This window comes from Tunturiibacter empetritectus (assembly GCF_014201375.1).
In the GTDB taxonomy this organism is placed as follows: domain Bacteria; phylum Acidobacteriota; class Terriglobia; order Terriglobales; family Acidobacteriaceae; genus Edaphobacter; species Edaphobacter lichenicola_D.
Genome location: NZ_JACHDZ010000002.1, coordinates 205,206 through 222,233, shown reverse-complemented (window position 1 = coordinate 222,233; position 17,028 = coordinate 205,206). Strand labels below are relative to the sequence as shown.

The 17,028-nt window shown below is 57.5% G+C and carries 11 protein-coding genes; 4 read left to right on the top strand and 7 right to left on the bottom strand.

What is annotated here, in order from left to right:
* Nucleotides 1-120: 120 nt before the first annotated feature.
* The 5 genes from zwf to HDF10_RS06925 form a co-directional block, all read right to left on the bottom strand.
* The gene (gene zwf, locus HDF10_RS06945) at nucleotides 121-1,662 is read right to left on the bottom strand and encodes a glucose-6-phosphate dehydrogenase (RefSeq protein WP_183811905.1); all 1,542 of its coding nucleotides are present in this window, start codon (nucleotides 1,660-1,662) and stop codon (nucleotides 121-123) included.
* A gap of 243 nt (nucleotides 1,663-1,905) precedes the next feature.
* Entirely contained in the window at nucleotides 1,906-2,532 is a 627-nt protein-coding gene (locus HDF10_RS06940; protein ID WP_311732689.1) for an HAD family hydrolase, read from the bottom strand.
* Nucleotides 2,529-3,380, bottom strand: coding sequence for an oxidoreductase (locus HDF10_RS06935; RefSeq protein ID WP_183811903.1), 852 nt, complete (start codon nucleotides 3,378-3,380; stop codon nucleotides 2,529-2,531). The genes HDF10_RS06940 and HDF10_RS06935 overlap by 4 nt, the downstream gene beginning before the upstream one ends.
* Nucleotides 3,381-3,596: 216 nt before the next feature.
* Entirely contained in the window at nucleotides 3,597-5,591 is a 1,995-nt protein-coding gene (tkt, locus tag HDF10_RS06930) for a transketolase (protein WP_183811901.1), read from the bottom strand.
* A 132-nt stretch (nucleotides 5,592-5,723) separates the two neighbouring features.
* Nucleotides 5,724-8,180 (bottom strand): glycoside hydrolase family 15 protein, encoded by a 2,457-nt coding sequence (locus HDF10_RS06925; RefSeq protein WP_183811900.1) that lies wholly within the window; start codon nucleotides 8,178-8,180, stop codon nucleotides 5,724-5,726.
* Between the two features lie 198 nt (nucleotides 8,181-8,378).
* Between HDF10_RS06925 and HDF10_RS06920 the strand changes: the two genes are divergently transcribed.
* Entirely contained in the window at nucleotides 8,379-8,996 is a 618-nt protein-coding gene (locus HDF10_RS06920) for a superoxide dismutase (RefSeq protein ID WP_183811898.1), read from the top strand.
* A gap of 121 nt (nucleotides 8,997-9,117) precedes the next feature.
* On the opposite strand, the gene HDF10_RS06915 is transcribed toward HDF10_RS06920, so the two are convergent.
* Nucleotides 9,118-10,179: a hypothetical protein gene (locus HDF10_RS06915; protein WP_183811896.1), complete on the bottom strand. Its 1,062-nt coding sequence runs from the start codon at nucleotides 10,177-10,179 to the stop codon at nucleotides 9,118-9,120.
* A gap of 777 nt (nucleotides 10,180-10,956) precedes the next feature.
* On the opposite strand from HDF10_RS06915, the gene HDF10_RS06910 reads away from it, so the two are divergent.
* Nucleotides 10,957-11,382, top strand: coding sequence for a MarR family winged helix-turn-helix transcriptional regulator (locus HDF10_RS06910; protein ID WP_183811894.1), 426 nt, complete (start codon nucleotides 10,957-10,959; stop codon nucleotides 11,380-11,382).
* A 56-nt stretch (nucleotides 11,383-11,438) separates the two neighbouring features.
* Nucleotides 11,439-13,055 (top strand): chloride channel protein, encoded by a 1,617-nt coding sequence (locus tag HDF10_RS06905; protein WP_183811892.1) that lies wholly within the window; start codon nucleotides 11,439-11,441, stop codon nucleotides 13,053-13,055.
* 264 nt (nucleotides 13,056-13,319) lie between these two features.
* On the opposite strand, the gene typA is transcribed toward HDF10_RS06905, so the two are convergent.
* Nucleotides 13,320-15,152 (bottom strand): translational GTPase TypA, encoded by a 1,833-nt coding sequence (typA, locus tag HDF10_RS06900; protein WP_183811890.1) that lies wholly within the window; start codon nucleotides 15,150-15,152, stop codon nucleotides 13,320-13,322.
* A gap of 397 nt (nucleotides 15,153-15,549) precedes the next feature.
* On the opposite strand from typA, the gene HDF10_RS06895 reads away from it, so the two are divergent.
* The gene (locus tag HDF10_RS06895) at nucleotides 15,550-17,016 is read left to right on the top strand and encodes a circularly permuted type 2 ATP-grasp protein (RefSeq protein ID WP_183811889.1); all 1,467 of its coding nucleotides are present in this window, start codon (nucleotides 15,550-15,552) and stop codon (nucleotides 17,014-17,016) included.
* Nucleotides 17,017-17,028 lie beyond the last annotated feature (12 nt).

The window sequence follows — 17,028 nt, the reverse complement described above, 5'->3', positions numbered from 1 at the left end:
AAAACGGACGAACTCCGGAACAAGTTTCACAAAATGTCCCGGAGTCCAGCCGTGCATCTGAACCAACCAAAAACTGGCACGCCGAGGTTTCTTCCACAGCGCGCCATGTTCACTGTTTCCCTAAAGCTCCACCCACTTCCGGTCATCCTTCGCCAGAAGCTCATCCGCGCACTCCGGCCCTTCAGTCCCAGCCGCGTAGTTGGGGAAGTGCTTGGCCTCAACCTTCGCCCACGCCTCGAGGATCGGCGTAAACAGCGCCCAGGTCGCCTCGACGCCATCGCGGTGCGCAAACAACGTCGCATCGCCCAGCATCGCATCCAGCAACAACCGCTCATACCCGTTCGCCGACGACTTGCCAAACGCATCCGCATAGCTGAACGCCATGTTCACCTGTGCAAGATTAGTAGTCGGCCCGGGAACCTTCGCGCCAAACTGCAGCGAGATCCCCTCATCCGGCTGAATCCGCATCTTGATGATGTTCGGAGCAATGTTGTCCTCGCTGCTGTTGGACTTAAAAAGATGCAGCGGCGGCTGCTTGAACACAATCGTCACCTCAGTCACGCGCTTGGCCAGCCGCTTCCCGGCGCGCAGGTAAAACGGAACGCCTGCCCATCGCCAGTTTTCAATCCCCAGCCGGATCGCGGCAAAGGTCTCCGTGCTCGAGGTCGGCGAGACGCGATCCTCTTGCCGATAACCAACGACGTCCTTGCCATCCACCTTGCCCGGACCATACTGTCCACGCACCGTGTTGTTAACCGGAATTCCCTCAATCGCCCGCCAGACCTTCAACTTCTCCGTGCGCACCGCCTCAGCCTCGAACGAGTCCGGTGGTTCCATTGCCACAAACGAGAGAACCTCCATCACGTGGTTCTGCAGCACATCGCGAACCGCGCCGGCCTTCTCGTAGAACGGCCCACGTCCCTCAATGCCAATCGACTCGGCAGCCGTAATCTCGACGTGGTCGATGAAGTTGCGATTCCACACCGGCTCGAAGATCCCATTGCCAAAACGAAACACCAGAATGTTCTGAACCGTCTCTTTGCCCAGGTAGTGATCAATGCGGAAGATCTGATCTTCAGCCAGCACATCGTTGATCTCGTCGTTCAGCTTGCGCGCCGACTCTAAATCGGTGCCAAATGGCTTCTCGATGATCACCCGCACCCAGTGCTTGTCCCCGGCCTCGGGACTCGCCATACCATGCTTGCCCAATCGGCGTGTGATGTCGGCAAAGAACTCCGGCGCCACCGCCAGATAGAACAGCCGATTGCCCTTCGTGTTGAACTTGCCATCCAACTCCGCCAGGTGCGCCTTCAACTTATCGAAGCCCGCATCGTCGTCGAACTCCGTCGCGAAGTAAGAGATGCGATCCATAAACGGCTTCAGCTTCGGATCGTTCTCTTCAACCCCCCCGCCCTTCAGAATGCCTTCCTTCATGTCAGGGCCAAACGTTGCGCTCAGATCCCGACGCGCCACCCCGACCACCGCGAAGTCCTTCGGCAGAAGTCCCGACTGATCCAGGTGATAAAGCGCCGGCAGAAGCTTCCGCTTGGTGAGATCGCCCGAGGCTCCAAAGATAACCACAATGCATGGCTCCGGGATGCGCTCACCCTTCTTGGTGGCATCCGCCGCTGCTGCCGATACGCCGACTGGTACTGTGCTCATAATCCGCTCCTTACAAACCTTCCGTGCTGTGCCGACCGATAAAAATCCGTTGGCAGATGAAATTCAAGGTCCGTGCGCCGAATACATCGCCTCGCACGTCCAGCAAAACTACGTCCTTTTCACGTCGTAACCACCAAAGGCCCTGCGCATGATCGAGATCATACGATCCGTAAAGTTGTTCTCCTCGCGCGAACGAATCCGGCGCCCAGTCCGAATAACTCCCGTTCCATCTATCTTCCTTCCTTATGCGGCCCGCAGGCCAAATTGTGCAAGCTCATCTCGCAGCTGAGCCGGTGACTCGAAACAAATCGTCCGCATGCCAAAAGCTGCCGCGGCGTCACAGTTCTCAACCTTGTCATCGATAAACAACGCGGTCTCCGCCAGATGGCCCGAGATCTCAATCGCCGCGCGATAGATGCCGGGATACGGCTTCATCTCATGCACGTAGCCCGAACAAATAAAGTAGTCGAAAAACGGCCGCAGCCGAAACGCATTCAGCCGATAGTCGTTCAACTCGCGACTCTCATTATTGAGCGTGGCCAGCATATATCGTCCAGAGGTAGCAAGCATTCCAAGAATATCGACGCACTCCGGATAAAGAATCCTGCTCTCCGCACACACCTGCGGCCAAAGCTCCTCAAAGGTCAGATTAGGATTCTGATTCAGCACCGTGACGTCGAAAAACTCCTCAGCCGTCGAAAGCCCGCGCTCCCAGAAGTAGTTTGCCTCATCATGACGCGACTCGTAGTCCGCCAGATCCACACCCAGACGAGTCAGAACCTCCGTACGCTCGCCTTTATCCCACCCATTCGTGAGCAGAACTCCGCCGATATCCCAGAAGATCGTCTTGATGTACGAGGAAGAACTCACTCACCCTCCGGAAAATCTGCCCCAACCGTCACCGGCTCCCATGCTGCAATCTCCTTCTGCCAGCCATCCAGTTTGCCGCGAAACCGCTGCAGCGCGCTCGCCCCCAGCAGAAGATGCAACGGAGGATTCGGCGACTCCACAACCTGCATCATCGCCTGCACCGCACGCAGCGGATCGCCCTTTTGCTTGCCATCGTTCTCAGCAAAATACTTCCGCATATTTCCAGCAGTCTTGTCGTAGTCCGAAATTTTAGTATCAGCGATCACGCCCGAGCGTCCCAGAAAATCAGTACGAAATGGCCCCGGTTCAATCACCGTAACGTGAATGCCCAACGGCGCAAGCTCCGCCGCCAGAGCCTCCGAGATCCCCTCCACAGCAAACTTGGTCGCGTTATACATCCCGATGCCCTGCCCGCCAATCAAACCGCCAATCGAAGAAAGGTTGAGAATGTGCCCACTCCGCTGCTTGCGAAGATACGGAAGAAACGCCCGCGTCACCTTCAACAGGCCGAAGACATTGGTCTCAAACATCGGCATAAACTCCGCCTCGGAGACCTCTTCGATCGCGCCGGCAACTCCATAGCCTGCATAGTTGACCAGAACGTCTATCTGTCCGAACTGCGCAAAAGCCTGCGTCACGGCCGAGTCCACCTGACCGGCATCTGTAACATCCAGAGTAAAAGCCTTCGCGCTCTGCGGATACTGCTTTTCAAGATCCGCAATCTTGTCGAGCTTCCTGGCGGTTGCGACCACCTTACCGCCAGACTTCAGAACCTCTTCTGCAAGCAGACGGCCAAAGCCGGTCGATGCTCCCGTGATAAACCAGACACGTTGAATCGATTGAGTCATGATCTCCAGTGCTCCAAAGGGCTGCGCCACCTGGCCCAAATCAAATGAGAGGCCGTACGGCCACCGAAGGAAAGCGACAACACCGTCTCTGAACGCGTGTGAATAAGATGCTCGGGCGGTGCCACAAGGCGCAAATGAGTCGCAGTCAGGCTTGAGTAGACACGGAGTTTGTTGCCGGACAGTGAAAAGGGCGGGGCAATCAGCCCCGCCCCTCCCTTACTTCTTCACCAGCTTCTTTGCATGATCAATCACATTCGCAACGGTGAAGCCCAGCTTCTCCATAGCAACGGGTCCCGGGGCTGACCCGCCAAACCGGTCCAGTCCAATAACGCCGCCATTGTGGCCGACATACTTGTACCAGCCCAGCGTCGCACCCGCCTCGACCGCCAGCTTCGGCGTATTCTCGGGCATCAGCTTCGCCTTGTATTCGTCGCTCTGCTCGTCATAGACGTGGAAGCTCGGCATCGAAACAACTGTCGCGTTGATCCCGATCCCCTTCAACTCCTCAGCAGCCTTCGTAATCAATCCAACTTCCGAGCCGGTAGCGATCAGGATCAAATCCTTACCATGCGAAACCACCTCGTATGCTCCAAACCTCGCACCAGCGCGAGCGATCGTCGCATCAATCGTCGGCAGATCTTGACGCGACAGCGCCATAAAGCACGGACTCTTTCGCTCCAGCGCAAGCTGCCAGCACGCCGCAGTCTCATTCGCATCCGCCGGGCGGAAGTCGGTGAGGTGCGGGATAGCACGGAGACTCATCAGCTGCTCGACCGGCTGGTGCGTCGGTCCATCTTCGCCCAGTCCAATCGAATCGTGCGTGAAGATAAACAGCGAGTGCAGGCCCATCAGCGCAGCCAGACGCAGCGCGTTCCGGCAGTAGTCCGAGAACGTAAAGAACGTCGACCCAAACGGAATCAACCCGCCGTGCGCCGCCATGCCATTCACCATCGCGCACATGCCGAACTCACGCACGCCGAAGAACACATTCCGGCCCGCGGGGTCCACGTGAAAACTCGGTGAATCTTTGAAGATCGTCTTGGTCGAAGCCGTCAGGTCCGCCGCGCCGCCAAACAACTCCGGCACCACGTTCTCAATCGCCTGCATCACAGCCTGCCCGGCGTTTCGCGTTGCCATCGGCTTTTCAGTCGGGAAGGTCGGAATCTTCTTCTCCCAGCCATCGGCCAGCTTAGCCTTCACCGTTCGGGTGAACTGCGCCGCCGGCTCCGGATACGCCTTCGCATACTCCTCAAACTCAGCCGTCCACGAAGCATGCAGGTCCTTGCCCTTCAGCTTGATCGTGTCCCAGTTCTTGCGAGCCTCTTCCGGAACATAAAAGCTCTTGTCTTCAGGCCACCCAAGATTCTTCTTCGTCTCTTTCGTCGCCTCCGGTCCAAGCGCCTCGCCGTGCACCTTGTTCGTGCCGGCCTTCGGGCTGCCATAACCAATCACCGTACGAACGCGAATCAGCGAAGGCTTCGACGTCTCCGCCTTCGCCGCAAGAATCGCCGCCTCAATCGCCACCAGGTCGTTGCCATCGGCCACATACTGCACATGCCAGTGGTACGCCTCGAAGCGCTTGGTCACATCCTCGGTAAACGAGAGCTCGGTCGGTCCATCGAGCGAGATCAGGTTGTCGTCATACAGCACAATCAACTTGCCCAGAGCCAGCGTTCCAGCCAGCGAGCACGCCTCATGCGAGATGCCTTCCATCAAATCCCCATCGCCGCAGAGCACATACGTGTGGTGATCAACGATGTTGTACGTATCGCGGTTGTAGACCGCAGCCTGGTGCCGCTCCGCCGTCGCCATGCCCACAGCCATCGCGAGGCCCTGCCCCAGCGGACCCGTCGTCACCTCAACGCCTGGAGCCTCACCGTACTCCGGGTGGCCCGGCGTATGCGATCCCCACTGCCGAAACTGCTCCAGCTGCGAGATCGGCAGGTCGTATCCCGACAGATGCAGCGCACCATACAGCAGCGCCGAAGCATGCCCGTTCGAAAGCACAAAACGGTCACGGTCAATCCACTTCGGATCGGAAGGATCATGCTTCATCAGCTTGTGATAGAGCAGATAAGCGATCGGAGCACATCCAAGCGGGGCTCCGGGATGGCCCGACTTCGCCTTCTCCACCTGATCGACGGCGAGAAAGCGGAGGGCGTTGATGGAAATCTGATCAATTTCGTTCTGCTTCGAATCCTGTTCGCTCATTCTGTTCCTTTGCTCTTTCAGGAGATTCATGCGCGCCGTTGCCGACGCTGAATCTGGAAGATTTGGTCAAACTCTATCAGTGTACAAGCGGGCCCGACTCGCTGCATCCTTACACCTTGCGCGCCTGCATCCTTACACCTTGGTAGATGCCGGAACCGGATCGACGGAGACATCAATATTTCGTCCCAGCCAACGATCCGGCTGCCCCTCCACCGGCCACGCCATCGTGAACGTAATCTTGCCGACCTGATCCGCGCCAGTCGGAATATCCACAAACGACCTCGAATACCCTACCGTTCGCGAGTCGAGCGTCAGCGTCGTAGCCCAGTTGTCATAGGTGTAGACGACACGAAAATGCTCCGGGTCGACAATACGAAGCGCATACCCCGCAGGAAGTGAGGAGATCGGACGCGCCGGCTCAAATATTTCAATACGGTTACTAAACGTGCGCTTCTCCTTCGGCACCGCATAACGATCTTCCACCGCCTTAATCCGGTCAAACACCCGTCCATCCGCCGCCGAACGCAGCAGCTTCAGATACTCCGCATGAGCCCACACCAGCGGCTGCGCCGATCCCGCCGACCGCCCCCGATACAGCCCCCGCGAAGGTATATCGTCATAGTCCCACACCTGCTCCGGGAGCATTCCCCCCACAGAACTGAACTGCTCAATCGCCTTGATGTACTTGCTGGCATCATTCCCTGCACAAAGCTCGTAGTGGCCCCTCTCCCCGGTCAAAATCGGCCACGCCCTGCCCTGCCCGGAGCCGTCATACGGCGCGCCGTCTTTCTTCTGCCCATACCCATCATGGTTGTATCGCCGCCACGAGACCCCAAACGGCGTCTCGATCTTCAGGCAATGATCCACAACCTTCAGCGAATCGACGATCAACGGATCGTCCGGCCGCCGAATCCCATACCGCACCAACTCCAGAAACCCCCCATCAATCACCTCACGAGCCTCGAACACATTCCTCTCCCCCGGCTCGCGATTATTAATTCGAATCATCCCCGGCGGCACACTGTCGTCATGAAACGACTCCCCCTTAGCCGGAGGACGAATTCGCATGTAGTGATACTTCACATCAGGATGCAGAATCCCTTCCGTCGTCGTCGTCCACTCATCCAGATGAGATTCAACCCAGTCCGCATACGCCTCCAGGTAGTCCGCCAGCTCCAGCGCCTCCCGGTCGCGAGCAATATCCGCCGCGCAGATCAGCCCCGAGATCACCGCCGCCAACGTCGACGGCGAGTACCCCGCCGCCTCCTCCCACCGCTCCTGCTGAGTCACCGGCGTATACCGCATCAGAAACGCCGCAGCCCGCTCCACAAAGGGAAACACATCGAAATTCCCCAACCCGTTCTGCTTCCAAAGCCGCCACGCCAGAATGATCGGAAACGCCACCTCATCCAGCTGAATCCCCGTCCAGTAAGGCGTCCCGTCGATCCAGAAGTTCTGCGCAAAACTCCCATCCGGCTTCTGCGTGCAAGCCAGATACACCAGCGCCCGCAGCGCCGTATCCGTCCTCCCACATGCCAGCAGCGCGCTCGCCGTCTGCACCATATCCCGCGTCCACACCAGGTGGTACCCACCCAGATCCGAGTCGCCCTTCGACGCGCCCCAGGGCACCGAAGCCGAAGCAATAAACGCTCCCGAGTAAGTCTTGTCTTCATGCGTCAGCAGCACATTCTGGCTGATCCGCATCAGCCTCCCACCATCCGTCGACACAGCCGCAAAACCAGCCGGCGGATTCACCCTCTGCCACTGATCCACAAACCGCTTCTGGTGCACCTCATACGGCGATGCCAGCGTCTGCATCATCTGCGCAATCGCCGAATGATGCCCATCCCCAAACGAGATCGCCACCGTGAACTCGCGATTCTGCGCAATATCGATCTCACCCATCACCGCGATATTGCCATCCAGAGCCTGCCCAAACTGCCAGCTCATCCGCATATCCTGAATCAGATTCTGATACCCATCGCTGGTCCCCACATACCCGCACGAAGACCGCACAAACCCGCAGCTCACCCCAAACGCCAGCGAAGTCTCACCCTTCCAAGCCAGCACGCAGCGCTGTCCCGCCACATCAATCGACCGCGCCGAGTTCCCCGCCCCGCCCCCATTCAAATGCGGCGCCAGCAGCGCATAGCACTTCAGCCGCGACAAAATCTCCTCATCGCCTGTGATCTTCACATTCATCAACACCACCGGATGATGCGGATCGCAGATGAACTCCTTGGTCACCGTATATCGCCCATCCAGATCGCTCGCCACCACACGAACCGCCGGAGCCGCCTCATCGATGTAGTGAAAGTCATACTCAAAACTGCGCTTCTCTTCATGCACAAACGTCTCGCCATCGCTGAACAGCAGCTCCATATCGCGAGTCTGCGGACGGTCGATCGTCGGATAATAAATCTCGTTCAGCGTTCCATGCGAGACCGTAAACCACACCCGGCTCGACGCCGCATATGCCGTCGACACAGCGTCTTTTTCGCTCGAAGTCCAGCGCGGTTCCATTCCGGGGGCGCCAAAGGCAGCTCCGTCGTCGTCAAGCCAGCGGTAAGAAGCAGTTAGATCGCTCATTGTTACCTATTAGAGCGCAAAACTCGAAAGTCGGTTACATCCCTCCGTCAAAGAGCGATGAATCCGTTAGGTAGATTATGATTCTTAGGGTTAGACCGACTCCCAGAGTGCATCGCGCACCCCCCGGACAGCATCGAACTCACTCAGGCGGTCAGGATCCTCCTGACTGACAAAACGAACGACGACAGGAGAACTACTGTGGCCTACGAACTACCACCTTTGCCCTACGATTACGCGGCGCTCGAGCCCTCCATCGACGAAGCCACGATGAAGCTCCACCACGACAAGCACCACCAGACCTACGTCACCAATCTGAATGGCGCGGTAGAAAAGCACCCCGAGATCGGCAAGAAGTCCCCCGAAGAACTCCTCAAGGACCTCGCCAGCATCCCCGAGGACGTTCGCAAGGTCGTCCAGAACAACGGCGGCGGCCACGTCAACCACACCATGTTCTGGCAGATCATGAAGCCCAAGGGCGGCGGAGAACCCTCCGGCGAGATCGCCGCACAGATCAAAGCCGACTTCGGCTCCTTCGAGGACTTCAAGAAGCAGTTCAACGAGACCACCGCCAAGCAGTTCGGCTCCGGCTGGGGCTGGCTCACCTTCGAGGGCGGCAAGCTCAAGATCGTCACCACCGCCAACCAGGACAACCCCATCTCCCAGGGCCACTACCCCATCCTCGGCAACGATGTCTGGGAGCACGCCTACTACCTCAAATATCAGAACAAGCGCCCCGACTATCTCGCAGCCTGGTGGAACACCGTCAACTGGGACGAGATCAACAAGCGCTTCGCCACCGCAAAGAGCTACAAATAATCGAGCCAGCCTTCGCCTCCTCCCGACCAACGGGAGGACAGCGAAAGCCGGTCGAGCCGAGACAAGGTATACAAGTCACGAAGTGACCGCCCTCCGCGCAGGAGGCCCGTCCAGCAGGACTCTACCCCTTCGGCCCAGGCCCAACCACGGCTGTAGGAGTAACGTTATCCGTACCACTCCAGGAGCCCGTCGAATTTGTACCTCCGCCCCCTGTAGCGCCGTCGATTGCAAAGTGCTTCCAATCTTGATTCCTGTTATTGACACCCTCAGGAGTTCCGGCATGGTCCCCGTTGTTCTGCCGGCATGCCGTGTGGTGCCCAGCCTTGACTTCAAGAAGATTCGAATCGGTAGCGATGCTCGTATAAACCGCTGCGCCCCACTTCCAATCGATCGACATTCCAGGAGCTCCCGTAGTATTGAACGTTCCGCTCCACGTGACGTTAATCCCACCAGGAACCCCGCCCGACGGCACTGGAATCGCCACTCCGGTAAGAAAGATCTCATCGTCTCCCTTGAGCGGAATCGTAGTGATCCAGGTATTGGTCATCGTACTGAACGTCGTCGAACTGCAGGTCGCGGTCGGCGAGAAGGTTATCTGAGCATTCGGAGCCGAACTCGTAAAGAGCTCCCCAGTCTCGACGTCGACAATTCTGGAATTGGTAAAGGTAATGACGCCCCCAGTGCTGGGGATGTTCTTCACTGTGAAGTTCGCGTTGAACCACACCGAATCGCCCGGTAAGAGCCGGTTTCCATTAAAGCTCACCGTGTCGATTCCCTTGCCTGAGTTAGGCGGCGGCGGAGGAGCTCCGCAGGAGAGGCTCGTCGGAGAAAACAGGATCGGGACCGTATTATGCCCCACCAGGCTCGCAGTGCCGGTGAAGTTGAAACTACCGATCAAAGCCGGAAACGAACCCCAAATAGTCGCCTCGAAGGTTTTAGTCGAAGACGCAGTTAACGGAATAGTGCCGGTAATTGGAGCGCCGGAGTAGGGCGAGGTTTCGATCGCGTAACTGATCTCATACTTCGTTCCCGGCGACAACTCCGAAGCCGCTACCGAAAAACTATAGGCATTGCAGGTAACCGTAGCGTTGGCCGTGTCTACGTGATTCGCTAAAACGGGAGTCGCACATAAAAAAATGAGACCCAAAGTTGTGCCGAATACAGTTCGATATCTCTGAAACATAATCACGCCCTCTCTTGACTGGCTTCATGAACTTCGCTTCAGCGAGGCTGGCCTTGAGAGCCTCGTACCAGGTACAGTGCGGCTTATTCTCAGGTGCTGATCTTTCCCATGCGACAGAAGACACGTCCAACTATGCAGTCACCCACTAGTAACTGCACTACAACTTTATGGTGATTACTAAACCGGCGAAGCCCTTCCCGTCTAAGCCCACCCCAAGGAAGCGTCATCTCGACCGGAGTCGCGCAGTTTCATCGCGCGACGCAGTGGATTGAGGCCACATCTCTCAGTTGTAGCGAACCGATGCATTCTGCGGTATCCGTCAAGACCCCCATATTTCGCCTTTGCCTCAACGACTGCCCACCAGAGCCCGAAACAAAACTGCGAATCCCTATCGCAATCCGGATTGGCGTTAGTGGCGTTGATGAGAGCGAACCCATCTCTCCCGTGCCAAAACCACCAAAGCGGCGATCATTGCAACAAACGGCAACAGGAAAAAGACAAGCACGTAGATGTTCATCATCTGACACCTCTCAGATACATCGCGGACCCGGAAGGTAGAACCCAGCGTTATCCCTTCCCGTTTAAGCCCCCCTCAGATTCAAGCCCCCAGAACGCGTCATCTCGACCGAAGTCGCGCACGCGACGCAGTGGGTTGCGGCCACATCTCTCAGTTGCAGCGAACCGATGCGTTCTGCGGTATCCGTCAAGATCCCCGTATTTCGCCTTTGCCTCCACGACTGCCAACTGGAGATCATATCGTGTTACGATACTCTTAGAGTGAAGCCCCCGTCCAGAAAAACCGATCGCAACGAGATTCAGCTGCTGGCCAAATTTCGATCTGAGATTCGCCGGTTCCTGCAATTCAGCGAGCAGGCCGCCACCGCAGCCGGCCTCCAGCCGCAGCAGCACCAGCTTATGTTGCAGATTGCCGGCGCTCCGGACGACACCCTCGTCACCATCTCCCACATCGCCGACGTGATGGGCCTGCGACACCACACCGTAGTAGAGCTCAGCAAACGCTCCGAGCTGGCCGGTCTGGTACGGAGAACCCACGACCAAAACGATCGCCGGTGCGTGGTGCTCGAGCTCACCGCGCAGGGTCATCATGCGCTCCGCCAGCTCTCCGAGGCCCATGCTCAACAGCTGCGCGAGCTGGCCCCCAGTCTCATCCAGGCCCTCACGCGCATACGCAACTCAAAGTGATCGCCTCGCGATCGGGACACAACATCGAAACACCACTCAGATAAGGGAAGACAAACTTGAAGTCAGAACCATCCATTCTCAGGGATTTCACAGTTGATAAAAGGGTCTGGCTGCTCTCCGGCGTCTCCATCGGCATCGGCATATGCGCCACCCTGCTCGCCGTTCTTCTCCTGCGCGCTATCGCACTCTCGACAAACATCTTTTACTACCACCGCTTCAGCCTAGCCCCGGTCTCTCCCGCCGGAAGCCCCCTGGGACACTGGATGGTGGTGGTGCCCGTCGTGGGTGGCCTGCTTGTTGGCCTCATGGCGCGCTTCGGTTCAGACAAGATTCGCGGGCACGGCATCCCGGAGGCGATTGAAGCGATCCTCCTTCATCGCGCTAAAGTTGCTCCAAAGATCGCCCTTCTGAAACCCATCTCCGCAGCCATTGCAATCGGCTCAGGCGGTCCGTTCGGAGCCGAAGGCCCCATCATCATGACCGGCGGAGCCGTAGGATCGCTCATCGGACAATGGATGCATGTCACCGATGCAGAGAGAACCACACTCCTCGTCGCCGGAGCGGCAGCGGGTATGTCGGCAACCTTTGCCACGCCGGTGGCGGCCATTCTGCTCGCCGTCGAGCTCCTGCTCTTCGAATGGCGCCCACGAAGCCTGGTCCCCGTAGCCATTGCCAGCGTCACCGCGGCTCTCCTGCGAGTCTATTGGCTCGGTGCAGGGCCCATCTTTCCCATGCCGGCCATCACCGGAGCTCATGGCGCGTCCTTCGTCATCGGCGCTCTCCTCCTGGGCGCTCTCATCGGCCTCGTTGCGGCAGGCATGAGCCGCATGATGTATGCCTTCGAGGATCTATTCGAGCACCTGCATCTCCACTGGATGTGGTGGCCGGCAATCGGCGGCATTGGAATTGGAGTCGGCGGCCTCTTCTTCCCCCGGGGCCTTGGAGTCGGGTACGACAACATAGCCGAACTGCTTCACGGTACTCCCTCAATTGGTCTCATCGTAGGAATCCTGCTCGCAAAGTCGCTCATGTGGGCCTTCTCTCTGGGTTCGGGAACCTCCGGCGGCGTGCTCGCTCCCCTGCTCATGATCGGCGGAGCAGTGGGCGCACTGGCCGGGCACCTGGCTCATGCCCCTGCCGAAACTCAGGCGCTCTGGGCCCTGATCGGTATGGGAGCGATGCTCGCAGGATCGCTCGGCGTTCCTCTCACCGCCATCCTGTTCAGCCTTGAGGTCACTCACTGTCTCCCCGCCCTGCTCCCGCTCGCCGCGGCCTGCATCGCCTCCTACCTCATCACCGCCCTCATCATGCCTCGATCGATTCTGACCGAAAAGCTCAGCCGCCGAGGCTACCACCTGACCCGGGAGTACGGCGTCGATCCGCTTGAGCTCATCCTCGTCCGCGAGGTCATGTCGCCCCTTGCCGAAGGAGCCCCAACCGCACCGCTCCCAGCCTCTTACTCCTACGCCGACTCGACCACCCGCGGAGCCGCAGAGCTGATGGCGACCGAGGGTCTGGAGACCTTGCCGGTCGTAGACCGGACGACCAGGCAGATCTGCGGCCAAATCTCGCTCAGGGATCTCCTGCGAGGCCGAGAACGCTCCCTCGAACGCGAAAGCGAGCGCCTGCGCCTCTTCAGCTACGTCCCCCCCGAACAAAGCGGCCACAACTAATTCCCGCCAACCCTCAAGTCAGAAAATAAAATTCAAAATCGTGTCACTTTTTCAGGAGCCAAAAAAGTGGATGTTTAAACTCCACGTCCACCACGCAAAACACCACGTTCTCACCACAAAAAAACCCCGCTCAAACACCAGTTTTTCGCAAAAACCCCTGCAAAAACCACATCCCAACCACAAATAACTTTTTTCTCCCTCCCACAAAAAACTACGGCCGAACCTCAAAGGGTCCGGCCGTCGAAAAACCACTTTTGCAGATTGTTACTCGGTGCCGCCCTTGCGGGGACGACGGTTCGCCTGAAGCACCTTCTTCCTCATACGCAACGACTTAGGCGTAACCTCAACCAGCTCATCATCCGCAATGAACTCAATACACTGCTCCAGAGTCAACTGCTTGTAAGGAACCAGCCGCACCGCATCATCCGAGCCTGAAGCACGCATATTGGAGAGCTTCTTCTCGCGAACACAGTTGACGTCCAGATCGTTATCTCGCGAATGCTCGCCAACTACCATGCCTTCATACACTTCCACGCTATCGGAAACAAACAGAACCCCGCGGTCCTGCAGGCCCTCAAGCGCATAAGCAGTCGTAGTTCCCTGACGATCCGAGATCAAAGCACCCGACAGGCGCTGCGGAATCTCCCCTTGATAAGCGATATACCCATCAAGAATCGAGTTCATGATGATCGTTCCGCGCGTCTCGGTAAGCATCTCAGAACGCAGGCCAATTAGCCCACGCGAGGGGATGCGAAACTCCATACGGACGCGGCCTGAGCCGTGATTGATCATCTTGACCATCTCGCCTTTTCTAGGCCCAAGACGCTCAATCACCGTGCCGACGAAGTTTTCCGGAACATCAATCGAGAGATGCTCGACCGGCTCCATAAGCTGATCGTCGATCCGCTTGGTCACGATCTCGGGGCGGCTCGCCATAAGCTCGAAGCCTTCGCGACGCATCATCTCAATGAGGATGCCGAGTTGAAGTTCACCGCGGCCCAGCACCTTGAAGGAGTCCGGCGAACCGGTGTCCTGCATCTTGAGCGAGACATTGGTAAGGAGTTCTTTGTCCAGGCGATCGCGGAGGTTTCGCGAGGTGACAAACTTGCCTTCGCGGCCAGCGAATGGAGAGTTGTTGACGTTGAACTGAATAGCAATCGTAGGCTCATCGATGGTGATCTGGGGAAGAGGCTGCGGATTCTCGATGTCGCAGAAGCTCTCTCCGATAAAGATGCCGGGGATGCCGGCGATGGCCACGATGTCGCCTACTTGTGTCTCTTCAATGTCAGTGCGCTTGAGTCCAGAGAAGCTGAAGAGCTTGGTGATCTTGTGCTTGGTGAAGGTGCCGTCGATCTTGGCGACGTTGTACTCCTGGCCGGTGCGCATAGTGCCGTTGAAGACGCGGCCGATGGCGAGACGACCAAGGTAGTCGGAGTAGTCGAGGTTGGTGACAAGGATCTGGAGGGTGCCTTCGGGATCGCCCTTGGAGACAGGAATGGTCTGGACGATCTGCTCGAAGAGGGGCTGGAGGTCCGTGCCGGGGGTCGCGAGATCGTTCGTCGCGGTGCCGAGCTTTCCGTTGGTGTAGAGCACTGGGAAGTCGAGCACGGACTCATCTGCGTCGAGGTCGATGAAGAGGTCGTAGACTTCGTTCAGAACCTCCTGAGGGCGCGCGTCAGGGCGGTCGATCTTGTTGATGACAACCATGGGCGTGAGGCCAGCTTCGAGGGCCTTCGAAAGGACGTAGCGAGTCTGCGGCAGCGGGCCTTCCGAGGCATCTACGAGGAGAACTACGCCGTCAACCATCTTGAGGGCGCGCTCTACTTCCCCGCCGAAGTCGGCATGGCCTGGAGTATCGACGATGTTGATCTTGTTGTCGTGATAGTAGAGAGCGGTGTTCTTAGCAAGAATCGTGATGCCGCGCTCTTTTTCAAGATCGTTCGAGTCCATGACGCGGTCGGTGACGGCTTCGTTGGATCGAAAGGTGCCGGACTGGCGAAGCATGGCATCGACCAGAGTGGTCTTGCCATGATCGACGTGGGCGATAATGGCGATGTTGAAGATAGGCTTAACGGCTACTGCTGTTGAGTTGCTCACTGCGTTTGTGTCCTGTCTGGGCGCTTAGAAGTGGTATTTTACGGAAAGTGCGCGTCTTTACTAGTTTAGCCTAGTTCAGCACTAGTTGGCCTTCAAAATCTGCGGAATGGCAAGAAGATACAGTGAATGGCAGCGCGTAAACCCTTGATTCGACGTCACTGGAGCGCGAAGCAATAAGTGGACGAATCCTAAACATTTGGAGAAGACCTGCCCCCTTTCTGTCTTTGTTCTCATCGGTCAAATGGTTATCACAGATGGTTATCGAAATTAATACAATTCGCCGGTTCTCATGAAGAAGGGTTGCCCTTCGTGGCAATCATTTTCTTTTTTGGACTTACAGTGCGCGTGAGATTGGGTTTGGATGCTCGGGGATGTACCGCTATACTCAAGGCTCCCAATGCATCCAACCCAGTCATCCCAGTTCGAGCATGCGTCCCTGAAAAACTATCTGCTGGACCATGCCTATGACGAGATGTTCACGGGCCTCGGCGATCTGCATAGACACTGCGAACCGCTGTTGGAGCATTTTTCGGCGCTGCCTTCGGAAGAGCTGCAACGAAGAAAACAGGCAGCCGACCTTAGTTTCCTGAACCAGGGCATTACGTTTACGGTGTACGGGCGCGAAGAGGGGACCGAGAAGATCTTTCCGTATGACCTGATTCCGCGGATTATCACTGCGAGCGAGTGGGCAACAGTGGAGCACGGGCTGACGCAGCGAATTACGGCACTAAACCTTTTTCTGAAGGACATCTATAACGAGGGGCGAATTCTCGATGACGGGATAGTCCCGCGTGAGGTCGTCTATAGCTGCAAACAATACCGGCGGCAGATGATGGGATTGCAGGTTCCGCGGAATGTCTACATTGCTGTCTGCGGGACGGACCTGATTCGGTTGGAGAACGGGGAGTTTGTGGTGCTCGAGGATAATCTGCGCGTGCCTAGCGGAGTCAGTTACATGCTGACCAATCGCAGGGTGATGAAGCGGATCTTTCCGCAGTTGTTTCGAAGCTACAATGTGCGGCCGATTGAACAGTACACACAGTTGCTATTGGGAACGTTGCGCTCACTGGCGCCGGAGGGACGACCGGAACCGAATATTGTGCTGTTGTCGCCGGGAGTGTTCAACTCGGCTTACTTTGAACATGCGTATCTTGCGCGGCAGATGGGGATCGAACTGGTCGAGGGACGCGATCTGGTAACGCATGACAACGTCGTGTACATGCGGACCACGATCGGGCTGCGGCGAGTGGATGTCATCTACCGGCGCGTGGATGATGACTTCATCGACCCGCTCGCGTTTCGCGGAGATTCGATTCTCGGAGTGGCGGGTCTGTTCAATGCTTACCGCGCCGGAAACGTGACGCTGGCCAATGCGTTTGGTACCGGCGTGGCCGATGACAAGGCGCTGTACGCGTACGTGCCGGAGATCATCAAGTATTACTTGAGCGAAGATCCGGTGCTGAAGAATGTCGAAACGTATCTGTTGACCAAGCCTAAGGAACGGCAACATGTGCTGCAGAATCTCGACAAGCTGGTGGTGAAAGCGGTAGGCGAGAGCGGCGGGTATGGGATGCTGATAGGGCCGCAGTCGACCAAAGCACAACAAGAGGAGTTTGCGCGGAAGATTGAGGCTGATCCGAGGAACTACATAGCGCAGCCGACCATCTCATTTTCGCGAGCACCTTGTCTAATTGGGGACGAGTTGCAGCCCCGGCATGTGGATCTACGGCCTTATGTGCTGTACGGCGATAAAGTAACGATCGTTCCGGGTGGATTGACGCGGGTGGCACTGAATCAAGGGTCGTTAGTGGTGAACTCGTCGCAGGGTGGCGGGAGCAAAGATACCTGGGTACTGAGCCAGTGAAAGGAGCGGTCA